The organism is Paenibacillus sp. OV219 (assembly GCF_900110075.1).
Taxonomy (GTDB): domain Bacteria; phylum Bacillota; class Bacilli; order Paenibacillales; family Paenibacillaceae; genus Paenibacillus_Z.
Genome location: NZ_FOCJ01000004.1, coordinates 12,687 through 27,913, shown reverse-complemented (window position 1 = coordinate 27,913; position 15,227 = coordinate 12,687). Strand labels below are relative to the sequence as shown.

Below are 15,227 nucleotides of genomic sequence, written 5' to 3'. Positions count from 1 at the left end.
TTAAGGGAGCTGGAGGGTTAAACTATGTCTGCACAAGCAGCATCAGCTGCAAGAAGCGAAGAGCCGTTTTCCATTCGGAAAATTTTAGGCCCGCTCGCAGCAATTATTATCGGTATTTTTATGGTTGTCCTTGATGGTACAGCAGTTAACGTAGCCATTCCAGGCCTCGTTGAAGAATTTCACACGACAACACAAGTCGTGTCGTGGACGGTAACAGGCTACGCGCTTGCTCAAGCGGCGGTTATTCCGCTCGCAGGCTGGCTGTCTGACCGATTCGGGGCGAAGCAGGTTTTTCTGATCTCGGTGTTTCTGTTTACGGTCGGATCGCTGCTCTGCGCACTTGCTTCTTCGGTAGAAATGCTCATTATGTTCCGTATTATTCAAGGTATCGGCGGCGGTATGGTGCTTCCGATTGCAATGGCGTTCACGTATCGTCTTAGCCCGCCTGATAAAGTCGGCGCGGTTATGGGGATGATGGGTATTCCGATTCTGCTTGCTCCGGCACTTGGACCGGTACTTGCCGGTTACCTCGTTGACTATGTGAGCTGGAAATGGTTGTTCCTGATTAATCTGCCAATCGGTGCAGTTGGTATTCTTCTTGGTATTCGCACGCTTCCGCGTATTGAGCGTCAAGCTGTTGCTGCGCTTGATAAACTAGGCTTTATCTTGGCTCCAATCGCTTTCGCAGGCTTGTCTTATGGCGTAAGTGAAGGTGCGGTAAGCTGGACGGCTGCAAAAACAATCGTAGGTATCGTAGTTGGCGCAATCGCACTTATACTATTCGTAATCGTTGAGCTTACCCGCAAAGAGCCACTGCTCGAGCTGCGCGTATTCCGCTCTTCAGACTTCTCTCGTGGCATCGTGGTACAATGGATTTCCCAAATCGCGCTATTCGGCACGATGTTCCTCGTTCCCATGCTGCTTCAGCAAGCTCTAGGCTACTCAGCATTCAAAACAGGCCTTATCATGCTGCCGCAAGCAATCGCAGCCGGTCTGTTCATGCCAATCGGCGGTAAGCTGTTTGACAAAGTCGGCGCAAGACCGCTTGTGTTCACAGGTATGCTGCTCGTTACAGTCGCTTCGTTCATTCTGTCCAGAGTAGATGAAGCGTCCGGGCTAATGATGATCATGGGTCCGTTGTCGTTGCTTGGCGCTGGAATGGGTCTGTCGATGATGCCGCTCAACACGCATCTAATGCAATCCGCTCCTCGTGATCTCGTTAGCCGTGTAACATCGCTGACGAACGCTGCGCAGCAAGTAATGACGTCATTCGCTGTAGCAGGTCTTGCAACGATTCTTGCGAAGCGTATGACCGTGTATGCTCCAAATGCGAAGAGCCAGCTCGCAGCATTTTCGAGCTCGTTCGGTGACACGTTCCTCGTGCTCACATTCATCGCAGCATTCGGTGCAGTGCTTGGTCTCGTGCTTCGCAAACCTGAGCCGGTCGAGGGTGAAGAGGGCAATCGTCCTGAAATGATGATGCACGTCGGTTAATGATACAAAAGCTGCCCAGCAGGTCATGAGATTGACTTGTTGGGCAGCTTTTTTTGAACCGTTAAAATATCCGCCAATCCAGCGCAGTAGACATCGTCTCCAGCAGATGAACGCCGGCGGTGCTGTTGCCTTTGCTGCCGAATGCGGGGCCGATCACCCCGATGCCATATTGTCCGGGCACAAGGGCCAGGATGCCGCCGGATACGCCGCTCTTCGCGGGGATGCCGACTTTAATGGCGAACTCGCCGGAGGCGTTGTACATGCCACACATAATCATAAAGGTCTTCGCGATCTGTACGTAACGGCGGGGGACGATTTCGCGGCCAGTCAGTGGATCAGTGCCGTCGAAAGCAAGCAGGAGCGCCATGTGCGCCAACTGTTCGCACGTTACATCGACCGAGCAGTGCTTGAAGTAAACCTGCAACACATCCTCGACATCGATGTCCTCGCCAAGCACTTCATTATCTTTAAGGAAGTAGGCGAGCGAACGATTGCGGTGCGCCGTTGCGGACTCCGAACGGAAGACGTCCTCGTTCACCGTGAGGTTCGCCCCGCCTGCCGCCTCGCTGAAGAAAGCGAGAATTCGCTCTGTCTTCGCTGCAGGCGTAACGCCATGGATGAGTGACGATATGGCAATCGCTCCAGCGTTAATCAACGGGTTGAATGGTTTGCCTGGCTCAACAAGCTCAAGCTTCAGCATCGAATTGAAATCATCGCCCGTCGGCTCCATGCCTACCTTGGCGAACACGCCGTCCTCGCCATTATCCATGAGCGCGAGCAGTAGCGTGAACACCTTCGAGATGCTCTGCATCGTGAACGGGAAATCCGTTTCTCCGGCACGAATCATTTCGCCGCTCCGTCCCATGACGGTTACCCCGAGTGCATGCGCTGGAGCCTTCGCCAGCTCAGGAATATACGAGGCGACCCTACCCTCGGTTGTGTATTTGCGACTTGCCTCCACCCATTGCGGCAGTGCCGCTCGCAGCTGATCCATGTTCATAAAGGCGCCTACTTTCTTGATGACTATGCTGTGCTGTACTTACTTTCATTTACTATAAGTGTACGTTCCTCCGAAGAGGCTCGGCAAGCATAATCTGCGGGCGATTTTGTATCTACCGCACCAAGCAATCATCGTGTACAATAATGGAAACAGATTTCCATTCAGCGCTTGTCACAAGGGCAGGCAGGAGGCATTATGATTAAATTAGTTCTTTTCGGCTTTCTATGGTGGCTCACAGGCAGCCCGTTTCTGGCGGTAATCGTGCTACTCGGCATCCTGTATGTACTGGATCGTCGCTATATTGGCTTGACGCCAAGCTTTGTGAAGCCGATGCGAAGGCTCGGCACGATCAGACGGCTGCGCCAGCAAGTGGCAATGAACCCGAATGACATTCCAGCAAAGCATGAGCTAGCTCGTTTACTTATCGAACGCAAGAAGTACAAGGAAGCGAGAGAATGGCTCATGCCACTCCAGGATGCGCTCGAGCATTCCGCGGAGTTCTGGGATGACCTTGGTGCGTGCCTGATGCATTTGCAAGAAACGGACGCAGCAGAAGCGGCTCTTCGCAATGCGCTCTCCATCAATCCGCGGGTGAAATACGGAACACCTTACTTGCGCTTAGCTACTATTGAAGCGAAGAAAGATCCGCTGAAAGCAATCCATCATCTGGAGTCGTTCCGTTCCATTCACTCCTCGTCGATTGAAGCGTATTACAAGTTGGCGAACCTCTATGAGCAGCTTGGTCGTACAGGCGAAGCGAAGCAGACGTTAACGGAATGCGGTGCCATCTACCGCTCGCTGCCGCGTTACAAGAAGCGCCAAGAACGCAAATGGGCATTGCTCGCTTTTTTGAAGCGACTAAGAGGGTAAGTCATAGAAGGGTTCAAGCCGTCCGCAAGCGGGCGGCTTTCTCTTTGCAAGCTGCTTATTGGGCATTTCTTTCATTGTCACAATGCGCGAAATGCTTCATAATTGGAGAGATTTCTATTATATTTATTGATCGGAGATTTTGTTTCATGCGCCGTAACGTATGGCTTTTGGCAATAATTATGATTGCTGTCTTACTTGGTGTGAACAACACCATCTATTATTTCACAACTAAGAATTCGCTGGAAGACAGTTTGCAGCATGAGCTGGAGTCAGTTGCGAAGCAAATTGAAATATCTATTGAGCTATCTAGAAACGGTGCAGAAGAATATCAAGAGCAAATCGGCCGGGAGCTGCGTGCCGCCTCGATTGCAACCCAGTTCGCGTTAAGCCCGAACGTCGAGGATGTATCGAATGCCCAGCTCGTCGAACTCGCGAAGAAGCTGGATATGGTTGATATTACGCTGCTCAAGCGGACTGCTGACAATATCGTGCTTTATAAATCCTCGAATCCCAAGGAGCTTGGCTATAAGACAAACACGTGGAAGCCTTGGTATCAAGCATTTAATGAGCTGTTCGACAAGAAAGAAGTATCTATTGCTTGGGGCCAGCGGCTGCCGAATTTCTGGACAGGCCCGTTTGAATTCTCCTCGACAGAGACGAAGTCCGTTCAGAAATGGGGCTACTACTACGACGGTACGACCAACTATATTCTCGATCCGTACGTCAGCTATGACGGCAGGCAGCTTGAATATGACAAGGCGACTGGCGTAGGCAAGCTGATCTCCGAAACATTGAAGGAGAACAAGACGCTCGAAGAAATTACGGTCATTAATCCAGAGACGTTCCCGCTCGGCCAGAAGAACACGATTTCGAATAACGGCGAAGTTGTGAAGCATATGACACAGAATCCGATCATTAGCGGCGCGTACACCTTCAAGCATCAGGACGATCAGGCGAATGTAAAGCTCGCTTATGAGAAGAACGAGAAGGTTACCGAAGATGCCGTCATTAACGGCGAACATGTTATGAAGGTATTTATTCCGGTTGATGTCCATGAGCAGGTAGCGAGCATGCTGGATGAGAAGGGCAATCCGATCAGCCGCTATGTGCTGTCGCTCGTGGCGGATTATGGCATTATTCAGAATACGCTGGATAAGCAGTTCGTGAATATTGCCATTATAATTGCGATTGTTACTGTACTTAGCTTGCTTGCCGTTTTCTGGGTCGTCACCGCCTATCGCAAGTCGAAGGATGAGCTGGCGCGCAGAGCGCAGGAGACGTATCTAGAAGAGATGAACAGCCTGTTCCAGTCCATCCGCTCTCAACGGCATGATTTTGTAAACCATGTGCAGACGATTCAGTCGCTTGCAAGTCTTGGCCGCATGGATGAGCTGAAAGTATATGCCTCTGAATTGACAGGAGAAATTCGGCAGCTGAACGATATTATTAATATCGGAAGTCCGGCTATTGCTGCAGTCGTAAGGTCGAAGCTGCTGCTCGCGGAGCTGTTGAAGGTAGATTTTCAGACGGATTTCGAAAATTTGAACAAGCTTGAGCTAGGCATGAAGTCGCTTGATATGACGCGTCTGCTCGGCAACCTGATTGATAATGCATTCGACGAAGCTGTGAAGTATGCGGAATCGCAGCGGTTGGTTCGATTGGCCGCTAGCCAGAAGGATGGCTATTACGAGTTTATATTGAGCAACACTTGTCACAATGCCGAAGAACTGGCGGACAAGCCGCTGTTCCAAGCTGGCTACTCGTCCAAGGGCAGTACGCATTCCGGCCTCGGACTGCATATCGTGAAGTCCATCGTCGAGCAGTATAAAGGTACCATTCGCCTCGTGATTAACGAACCAAACGTTGTATCCTTTATCGTCAAAATCCCGTATTAATCAAATGTTATCCCTTGCTTTGGAGGAGGCTCCGAGGCAGGGGGTTTTTGCTTTCATAAACAAGGTTGTTCGGGTGAACAGCGAAACTGCTTGGTGAATGTGATATAATGGTTGGAATGGTTGCAAAGACAAGGGGGGAGTAAAGTGAGCACGTTTTTTCAGCTGGATGAGCATAGACTGCAGGCGCTTGAGAAGGCAATAGCAAGCAGCATCCCCCTTGAGGTGCTGGAACGCGGCTTCGATTACTACCGCCGTGAGAAAGTGCTATCCGTACAAGTGATGGAAGGCGGTTCCATATACGGTGCGGTAAAAGGAACCGTTATTTATGCGGTGACTCTAGATACCGATGATTTTGGCTTCAGCACCTGCACATGTCCGAACACGGGCTACTGCAAGCATATGGCCGCAGTGTTCTATGGGTATTATGCGTATGCCGGCAGAAGCGCGGATGAGATTCATAACCGAATGCTAATTGGGAATTCGCTGGTCGACGTAGAATCGAGCGGGCCTGTAACAATGAAATCAAGTGATATGTCAGTTCCCGGAACAGAGACGGACCCTAAGCAATGGATCGAGGAGATGGACCGCAAGCATGGAGAAGTGTGGCGTCAGTGCCGGCACTCGCTTCATCCGCTACAGGCGGTATTGTTAAATATAAAAGCAGTATCCAAGTTATGGGATGACCGACTTCGCCGCTTGCATTGGATGCATGGCATTCTTTATGTACTCGAGCAGGCTGAGCGGGCGTATTCCATTACGGATACCTACAGCCGCTATTATTATGAAATGGCTTTCGCACGGATGACAGAGCCGTGGATGAATCAATATTTCGAATTGACGGCAGAGCTGAAGCCTGCCGAGATGACTGAGCCGGAGCGGGCAGCTGTCGTTCACTTGATTGAGCTGTTCCATGAGCGGGAGATGGATCGGGAACATCAGCTGCATCGATGGGAATCACTCTATTTCGCACTGTGGGGCCAGCTCGTACATGATGAGGCGTGGACGCGGGCGGAAGAGGATTGGCTGAAAAGCAATCTGGAATCTTCGCTGAGCACGCCGGATTCGGCGGGCATGGGAGGCTTCTTTGCGCCGATGGCGCTCGCTTTTCTAGCTTTTGCCGATAATCGTGACGCTGATGCGATCGACCTGCTCGGCAAGACGGTGTTTAATCGGACGGCTCTGCTCGCCTGCGATTGTGCTTTGCAGCGGCTGGAAGAACGCAACTATGCCAAGCTGGAAGGCTGGATCGGCTATTTGCATAGCGGTCTTGTCACACAGCGTAAGTCAAAAGCATTCGGGCCTTTTCTGTCGATGTGCAGATTAGCTGATATGCAGCAGCAGGACAATCCGAAGTGGCAGCAGTATCTAGTCTCATTCCTGCCGCACTCCTACTCCGCATTGTCGGAGCATTGGCTGGATCGGAAGCAGTATGAGCAGTGGGCCGATCTGCAGCTGCTCTTCGGCATAGAGCCGGATGAGATGGATGTCCAGCTTATTCGGGAGATGAGCAAGCTCGCGCCTGATGCGCTGTATCCGCTCTATCATCAAGCGATCGACGGCTCGATTCGGTCACGGAACCGGCAGGGTTACAGGCAAGCAGTCAAGCTGATGAAGAAGCTGGAGAAGCTATATAAAGCGGAGATGAAGGCAGATAAATGGAACCGGTACGTGGACGGCATCGTGCGTAAGCACGGACGGCTGCGCGCACTGCAGGAAGAGCTGTGGAGGGGTAAAATCATCACATGAGAGGCTATTCAATTGCAGATATTATCGTCGTAGACGGGTTCTGGAAAGCAGACGAAGGCATCGTGCTGTCCACCGCGCATACGGCTGGACTTACGATTCGAATGCGAAAGCTGCTCTTTGCTTGGCATGAAGCTTCGTGGTATGGCGCGGATATTGAGGAGCGATCGGATGAGCGGCTGAAGCGCATCGAACTGACCGTATCGCCGTCGCTTGCGATGGATTACTTGTCATCTCCGAAGCCGGCCCGGCTGCTGCGTGTAGAATGGACGGATCGTGTGCAGGCGCTGTCGAAGCTGGCGGTGCTGCTCCGGCAAGCGCTGAGAAACGGCTGGTATGCGCCGGATTGGTCGCACTGGCGTGCAGAGGCAAGAGCATGGCGGCTCGAAATTCCGCGCAGCGAGCAGGAGACGCTCGAAGCATGGCGCGGGCTTGTGCCTCAGCTTGAGAAGGAAGGCGACCTCGATGCTGTGCAAGGATGGCTGAGCGGCATCGTGGAAGAGCTAATCGCTACCGATGAAACAGCAGGAGTCGCTTGGCGTAAAGCTGCTGCGCTAGCAGGTGAAGGCGCGCTTATGATGAAGGCCGCCGATGAGGATGACTGGCTTGTCTCGATCGGTATGAAGCAGGATCAAGTGCCGTTTCGGACGGCACTTCAGCTGCTTGAGCCGAATGAGCAGCAGGGCTGGCGGCTGCGTCCTGCGGTGCAGGAGCGGGCGGAGGGCGGCCAATGGTTGACGCTTGCGCCGGCCGTCGCGCCATACGAAGAAGATGGCACAGCACCTCGCTTCGTGCTGCCGGAGGATGCGCCATCCGAGTGGCAAGAGTACTTTGCTGATCGGCTGCGCAAGGAAGAACAGAAGTGGGCGACTGCGCTGCCGGAATGGGTGTTGCCCGAATCCTTGAGCCGCATAGGCGCTCCGGCAGGGCTCATTCGGACAGAGATTACCGACGAGCTGGCGTTTCAGTTTCTGGAGCATGAGAGCGTCAAGCTGCTGGCTGCCGGCTGCTCCGTACTGCTGCCGGCTTGGTGGGAAGCGGCGCGTAATCGGAGGATGAAGCTGAAAGCGAAGGTCCGCTCATCGGTCGGCTCCGGCGAGCAGTCGATGTTCGGGCTGCAGCAGATCGTTGATTTTGACTGGAAGCTTGCCGTTGGTAATGTCGATATGAGCGAAGCGGAATTCATGAAGCTCGCATCGGAGAATCGCCGTCTCATGCAGATCGGCGGCGAGTGGGTGCATCTCGATCCCGGCGATATGGAACGGCTGCGCAAGTGGCTGAAGAAGAACGGCGGCAAGCGCGGGCTGTCAATGCGCGATGTGTTCGAGATGCATTTGCGCGGCGGTGCGGAGCTGGAAGCGGAGAACGAGCTTGAGGATGCGCTGGTAGCTGAGGTAGAGCTGAATGAGCATTTGATTGCTTGGATTGCGCAGCTTGGTGAAGCATCGGATCTGCCGCTTGTTGAGAAGCCGGAAGCATTCCAGGGTGAGCTTCGCCATTATCAGCTGCAAGGGGTATCCTGGCTAGTGTTCTTACGCAAGTTCGGGCTTGGCGCCTGTCTTGCCGATGATATGGGTCTTGGCAAGACGATTCAGTTCACCGCCTACTTGCAGCATGTGCAAGAGAATGGCGGGCTCGGCCCCTCGCTTCTCATCTGCCCGACGTCGGTTATCGGCAACTGGGAGAAGGAGCTGGAACGGTTCGCGCCAGGTCTGCGCGTTCTTGTGCATTACGGCCCGAAGCGGGCGAGAGGCGAGCAGTTCGCGCTCGAAGCGGCGGAAGTTGATCTTGTTATCACCTCCTACACGCTTGCGCCGATCGATGAAGAAGAGCTCGGGAACGTATCGTGGGACGTCGTTTGCTTAGATGAAGCGCAAAATATTAAGAACTACTACACGAAGCAGTCGGCGGCCATTCGCGGCTTCTCGGCGCAGCATCGCATTGCGCTGACAGGTACACCGATGGAGAATAGGCTGACGGAGTTGTGGTCGCTGTATGATTTTACAAATCCGGGCTATCTCGGTTCGCTGAATGAATTCCGCAAGGCGGTTGTGCTGCCGATCGAGAAGGAACGCGATGAGAAGCTCATCGCTGAGCTGCAGCGCTGGGTGAAGCCGTTTATGCTGCGGCGTTTGAAGAAGGATCCGTCCATCCAGCTGGCGCTGCCGGAGAAGAATGAGATGCGTACTTACCTTTCGCTCACGGTGGAGCAAGGTGCGCTGTATGAGAATATGGTATCGACGCTGATGAACCAGCTTGAATCTGCAGGTGACTTCCAGCGGCGCGGCATCATTCTATCGGCGCTGACAAGGCTGAAGCAAGTGTGCGATCATCCGAGCTTACTGCTCAAGGAGGATGCCGCTGTGCTGAAGAACGCTTGGGACCCGGAGCGCTCCAACAAAGTGCTGCGCGTACTTGAAATGGTGGAGGAAATTGCTGCCGAGGGCGAGCGCTGCTTAATCTTTACGCAGTATGTGGATATGGGCCTTACGCTGCAGAGACTGCTCAATGAGCGGTTAGGTCTACCGACGCCATATCTGCACGGCGGTGTGCCTAAGGCAGAGCGTGACCGTATGATTGAGACGTTCCAGAACGAACAGGAGCCGGGCTGTGCGTTCGTTCTTTCGCTCAAGGCTGGCGGAACAGGCTTGAACTTGACGGCGGCGAACCACGTCATCCACTTCGACCGATGGTGGAACCCGGCAGTGGAGAATCAGGCGACGGACCGCGCTTTCCGGATCGGCCAAACCCGCAACGTGCAGGTGCACAAGTATGTGACGCTTGGTACGCTCGAGGAGCGGATCGACGATATGATAGCACGCAAGCAAATGCTGAACGATCAGGTGGTCAGTCAATCGGAGAATTGGATTACCGAGATGTCGACCGACGAGCTGCGCGAGCTGTTCACGCTGCGTAAGCATCGTCTGAAAGGTTAACGAAGGGTGGCAGCGTAAGTCGATGATGGAGAAGGAAGCGCAAACGCCAACAGTGACGAACGAGGAAGCAGCCTCGGCATTGCGACAAGCGGAGCAGCCGGAAGAGCCTGAACAAAGCGGACCTGCACAGGCGCAGGTCGGACCAGAAGGAGCCGCTCCACACTGGCGAGAATTCTATCAAGCGATTCGTAATGCCGTAGATGCGATGCGATCGAGCTAATTAGCTGGCTCGTTTACGAGCAAGCATACAACAGATATAATCAAAGCAGCGGAAGCACCGCCAAGACGTAGATTTCTACGGCTTGGTTGGTGCTTTTTCTATTTTTTCCAGAGTGAAAAGGATGCCGTATTCCCGGGGTAACAACGCGGGAGAGACATCGCCTTTTTTATTTTGCAAATATAGTACTTTCGCGTTTGGTATTCACAGGCTAAATCTCTATAATAGAGAAGGGAGACTTTTCCTGCTAGAGACGCTATACCATTATCTATGATAGAGGAGCTGTGGAAATCGAGATGAAGTACACCTATTTGGGACGTTCTGGTTTGAAGGTAAGCAGACTTTGCCTTGGCACGATGAACTTCGGGGTCGATACGGACGAGCAGGAATCATTCCGCATTATGGATGCCGCTTTGGACGCGGGCATTAACTTCTTTGACACGGCGAACATCTATGGTTGGGGCGAAAATGCCGGCCGCACGGAAGAAATTATCGGTCGCTGGTTTAAGCAGGGCGGCGGACGCCGCGAGCGTACCGTGCTTGCTACGAAATTTTACGGAGATATGAGTGATAAGCATGACGGTCCGAACCGTGATGGCGGATTGTCTTCTTATAAACTTCGCCGCCATCTGGAAGCTTCCTTGCAGCGTTTGCAAACCGACCACATCGAGCTGTACCAAATGCACCATGTGGACCGCAATGTGAGCTGGGACGAGCTGTGGAACGGATTCAGTTCCGCACAGGCACAGGGCAAGATCGGCTATGTCGGCGCAAGCAACTTCGCTGGCTGGGATCTCGCAGTTGCGCAAGGCGAAGCGAAAGCGCGCGGCATACTTGGACTCGTATCGGAACAACATAAATATAACCTGCTTTGCCGTTTGCCGGAGCTTGAAGTACTGCCTGCGGCGAAGGGCCTTGGCATCGGCGTCATTCCTTGGAGCCCGCTCGACGGCGGATTGCTTGCAGGCAATGCACGTCATGGCGGCGGAGGTAAGCGTAGCGGTAACTCGGAGCGTCTTGAGAAGCATGCCGCGCAGCTCGCTGCGTACGGAGAATTATGCGATGAGCTCGGCGAGCGCGAAGACGTCGTTTCGCTGGCTTGGCTGATCGCGAACCCTGCCGTTACCGCTCCGATTATCGGCGTGCGCACGGTAGAACAATTCGAACGCTCGCTGCGTGCAGTAGAGCTTGAGCTTAATGAAGCGACGCTTGCGCGTATTGATGAAATCTTCCCAGGTCCAGGCGGAGACGCTCCTCGCGCATACGCGTGGTAAGCTGTTCTTGTAACCGAACCTGACACGAAGGATACTTTTCTCTGAATGAAAACGCTGCCCACAGGATTTTTACCTCCTGTGGGTCGTTTATTATTCCCCCTTCTTGACATGACCGCCCAAAAGTATCCCAAACCCGTTGTAATTTCGACCTCCTGTGTTTTTGGAAGGCGCTCTATAATTCAAAGTGTAAGGGAAAGCGGTAATCATTCACTCATTTAAGGGGGCTTTGTAATGAAAAAAGGATTAACAGTTGCTGCAGTGACGCTAATGAGCGCATCTCTTGTACTTTCCGCTTGCGGATCCAAGGATGATAGCAAGAATAATACAACGACGAATGAAAGCACAAACACGGCTACCACGGACAATACAACGACAGATAATGCACCGGTTGCCAAAGATGTAAAGCTCTCGCTCCGTCACACGCAAATTAAAGAAACGAGCAAGGTTCGTTTGAAGATCCTGCAAGATGTTGTCGCAAAGACCGAAACGGAGAATGCTGGCTTGAAAATCAGCATGGAGGGCATCGACGAAGTCGTTAACCGCGATCAGAAGCTGAAAGCCGAAATGGCTGCAGGCAATCCACCAGACATCTTCGAAGTATTCGGCGGCGCGGACCTGAACCTGTATGTAAAAGCTGGCCGTATGCTCGATCTGACGCCAATCCTTGACGAGCTCGGCATTAAAGATAAATTTGCAAGCCTTGATGAATTCACAATTGATGGCAAAGTGTACGGCTTGCCGTTCGGCGGCTACAGCGAAGGCGTGTTCTACAACAAGAAGATGTTCACTGACCTTGGCCTTCAAGTACCGAAGACATTCGACGAGCTAATTACGCTCGCTGACACGGTTAAATCGAAAGGCAAAACACCTTTTGCACTCGCTGCGAAAGACGCTTGGGTTAATGGCATGCTCTGGAACACGATCATGGAGCGCCACGTCGGTATCGCAAGCTTCGACAAGCTTCTGTCCGGCGAAGCGAAATGGACGGATCCAGACTTCGTAGCAGGCTTCGCAGACTATGCGAAACTCGTGAACAATGACTACTTCACGAAGGGCGCACTCGGGTTACCATATGCAGATCAAGGCGCACAATTCCTCAAGGGCGACGCAGCAATGGTCTTCACAGGCAGCTGGGATGCAAACCGCTTCACAAGCGATGAAGCAGGTGACTTGAAAGGCAACATCGGTTACTTCAACTTCCCGTCCATCGCAAGCGGTAAAGGCGATCAAACATCGATCAACGCGAGCTACTCGAATGGCTTCGGCTTCTCGGCTAACCTTGACGAAGATCAAAAAGCAGCTGTAACTGCGTTCATCAAAAATTTCTTTAACGAAGAAGTCCAAAAACGTACGCTTCTTGAAGACAAAGTTCTCCCTTCCATGAAGCTGTCCGATATGTCCGGCGTAGATCCATTGATCTCTGATGTGCTGAGCGTAATGGGTGGCGCATCTACCTCCTGGAAAGCATTCGACGCTATCGTTCAACCTAGCGTAGGCGCAGATGTCGGTGTAGGTTTGCAAGAGCTAATCGGCAAAGTGAAGAAGCCGGAAGATGTAGCGAAGGCAGCCCAAGCATCGCAAGACAAAGCGAACGCGCAAAAATAATACGAAGCGTTACACCATGTAATGATGTCGAGGAGGGTGCCTGCCGTAACAGGCGCCCTCTTTGCATGATAAGCGCTGATTTAGGAGGATCACCATGAACCATACTCTTCGTAATCCATGGGTCTATGCCATATTCGTCATTCCAACCTTGCTTCTCTATGGGCTGTTCTTTATTTATCCGGTCATTGTTTCATTCATCTACGGTCTCTACCAGTGGAATGGGGTAACAGATAAAGTATTCATCGGCATTGATAATTTCAAAAGCCTGCTGCGCGACGCTGTCTTCCTGAAGTCGCTCGGAAACAACTTCTATTTCATGGTCTTCTCACTTGTCGTCAATATTCCGCTTGTGTTTCTGATTGCCATTCTGATCAGCAAAGTAAGACGCTTACGCGGATTTTATAAATCAGCCGTATTCGTGCCCGTCGTCATCTCGACGACGACGGTTGCTATCTTGTTCGGCGTGCTGTACAACTACGATTCCGGCTTGATTAACCAGATGCTGCGCCTCATTGGCGGCGAGAGCTGGGCGAGAGAGTGGCTGTCGGATCCGCATCTTGCGATGCTCTCGATCCTAATTGCAAACGCTTGGCAAAATATCGGCTTCTTCATCGTGCTCTGCCTGGCAGCCATTCTGAACATTCCGAAGGAAATCGGCGAAGCTGCAAAGATTGATGGCGTGAACGGCTGGAACGAAACATGGCGCATTACGCTGCCGCTCGTCCGTCCGGTCATGTTCGTTATGCTGCTTCTAACGGTATCCGGTACGCTCAAGGTACTTGATATCGTTCAAATTATGACGAACGGCGGTCCGTTCCAATCGACCGAAGTTATGTCCACGTATGCGTTGAAAATCGGCTTCCGTTCGCTTCAGCTCGGCTATGGCAGCGCGATCGGCGTTGCGATGTTCGTTATTATTCTCATTATGACAGCTGCATTGCAGCGCGTTTCTAAATCCGAGGAGGTGCAGTACTAATGGATCGCACAGCTACAGCAGATCAAGTAACAGTGTCCCGTGCGATGAACGGCAGTCTGCGCACCAAGAACCGACTCGGAGCAGGTCAGCTGCCGATGCATCTGCTGCTTGCTGTTTACGTCACCATCTCTCTTTTCCCGCTTGTGTGGCTGCTATTGTCTTCGTTCAAGACGAATCGTGAAATTACGGTGAATACATGGGCTTTACCATCCACGTTGAACTTCGAGAATTATCGGGCGGCTTGGGAAAGCGCTAATATCGGCCTTTATGCTTGGAACAGTCTCTACGTAACGGTTATTGCTTGCTTCTTCACGCTTCTCTTCTCTGCAGCAACGGCCTACGCATTGTCGCGGATGAAGTACAAAGTGCTTAGCAAGCGTGTGTATAGCTTTATCTTACTCGGTCTGCTCGTACCACCGGGCGCACTGTTCATCCCGCTTTACCGTCTCGTGAACGAGCTGCACCTCTATGATACGCATCGTGCGCTCATTCTGGTATACTGCACATATGCGCTGCCGATAACGATCTTTATTCTGCATGCGTTCATGCAGTCCATTCCGTCCGAGCTTGAAGAAGCGGGCATTATGGACGGGCTCGGCGCTGCGGGATTGTTCGCGAAAGTGATCATCCCAGTCACGATGCCGGCGCTTGTAACGGTGTTTATCCTTGCCTTCATCGGCAACTGGAACGAATATATTTTCTCACAGCTGTTTGTTACGACAGAGTCGCTACGCACATTGCCGACGGGCATGGCCACCTTCAATGATGGCTATCGAACGAACTTCGCGTCCTTGTCGGCTGCGGTTATCATCAGCATTATCCCGGTTCTGCTCGTCTATATGTTCCTGCAGCGTCAAATTATCGACGGCATGACGGCGGGTAGCGTGAAGGGCTGATTGGTGAACGAATTGGGATCTGTGAAGGCAGCGGAGAGGGCGGAATCGTTGTGGAGAAACCTGCCCAGAACCTCATGCTTGGTTAGCACTCCAGCATTACGGTTCGGGCTCAGCGGTCGCCTAGGCGAAATGATATGCGTTGTCTAAACTACGCCATATCATTTGCGCCTTTGTCCCCGAATTCCTACAACTTCTGATTGTATTATTTCAGAGGAATACGAGGACAACAGCGATCGGAACAATGATCCGCACGCGCAGCGTTTGCCTCACAGTTTCCATATGCTCACGGATTTTAGCCCTCTGCCAGCCCGCCTGCCGCGA

Annotated in this window: 11 protein-coding genes; 10 read left to right on the top strand and 1 reads right to left on the bottom strand. The window is 52.5% G+C overall.

Translation table 11 applies throughout. The features are described from left to right. Positions 1-24 precede the first annotated feature (24 nt). Positions 25-1,494, top strand: a complete 1,470-nt coding sequence (locus tag BMY11_RS11965; RefSeq protein WP_090575809.1) for a DHA2 family efflux MFS transporter permease subunit — start codon at positions 25-27, stop codon at positions 1,492-1,494. 61 nt (positions 1,495-1,555) lie between these two features. On the opposite strand, the gene glsA is transcribed toward BMY11_RS11965, so the two are convergent. Continuing rightward, positions 1,556-2,494: a glutaminase A gene (glsA, locus tag BMY11_RS11960; protein ID WP_090575806.1), complete on the bottom strand. Its 939-nt coding sequence runs from the start codon at positions 2,492-2,494 to the stop codon at positions 1,556-1,558. 195 nt (positions 2,495-2,689) lie between these two features. Here glsA and BMY11_RS11955 point away from each other — a divergent pair, with 195 nt between their 5' ends. From BMY11_RS11955 to BMY11_RS11915, 9 genes are all read left to right on the top strand, one after another. Next, positions 2,690-3,364 carry a tetratricopeptide repeat protein gene (locus BMY11_RS11955; RefSeq protein ID WP_090575804.1) on the top strand — a complete coding sequence of 225 codons (675 nt, stop codon included), beginning with the start codon at positions 2,690-2,692 and terminating at the stop codon, positions 3,362-3,364. 146 nt (positions 3,365-3,510) lie between these two features. Beyond that, positions 3,511-5,259, top strand: coding sequence for a sensor histidine kinase (locus BMY11_RS11950; protein ID WP_090575802.1), 1,749 nt, complete (start codon positions 3,511-3,513; stop codon positions 5,257-5,259). Positions 5,260-5,403: 144 nt separating this feature from the next. Further along, positions 5,404-7,005, top strand: coding sequence for an SWIM zinc finger family protein (locus BMY11_RS11945; protein ID WP_090575799.1), 1,602 nt, complete (start codon positions 5,404-5,406; stop codon positions 7,003-7,005). Further along, positions 7,002-9,938 carry a DEAD/DEAH box helicase gene (locus BMY11_RS11940; protein WP_090575797.1) on the top strand — a complete coding sequence of 979 codons (2,937 nt, stop codon included), beginning with the start codon at positions 7,002-7,004 and terminating at the stop codon, positions 9,936-9,938. Before BMY11_RS11945 ends, BMY11_RS11940 begins: the two co-directional genes overlap by 4 nt. A gap of 22 nt (positions 9,939-9,960) precedes the next feature. Next, positions 9,961-10,158: a hypothetical protein gene (locus BMY11_RS11935; protein ID WP_090575794.1), complete on the top strand. Its 198-nt coding sequence runs from the start codon at positions 9,961-9,963 to the stop codon at positions 10,156-10,158. A gap of 293 nt (positions 10,159-10,451) precedes the next feature. Then, the gene (locus tag BMY11_RS11930; RefSeq protein ID WP_090575791.1) at positions 10,452-11,429 is read left to right on the top strand and encodes an aldo/keto reductase; all 978 of its coding nucleotides are present in this window, start codon (positions 10,452-10,454) and stop codon (positions 11,427-11,429) included. Positions 11,430-11,660: 231 nt separating this feature from the next. Next, positions 11,661-13,034, top strand: a complete 1,374-nt coding sequence (locus BMY11_RS11925) for an extracellular solute-binding protein (protein WP_090575788.1) — start codon at positions 11,661-11,663, stop codon at positions 13,032-13,034. Positions 13,035-13,128: 94 nt separating this feature from the next. Further along, positions 13,129-14,010 (top strand): carbohydrate ABC transporter permease, encoded by an 882-nt coding sequence (locus tag BMY11_RS11920; RefSeq protein WP_090575785.1) that lies wholly within the window; start codon positions 13,129-13,131, stop codon positions 14,008-14,010. Continuing rightward, positions 14,010-14,906 (top strand): carbohydrate ABC transporter permease, encoded by an 897-nt coding sequence (locus BMY11_RS11915; protein ID WP_256217422.1) that lies wholly within the window; start codon positions 14,010-14,012, stop codon positions 14,904-14,906. The genes BMY11_RS11920 and BMY11_RS11915 overlap by 1 nt, the downstream gene beginning before the upstream one ends. Positions 14,907-15,227 lie beyond the last annotated feature (321 nt).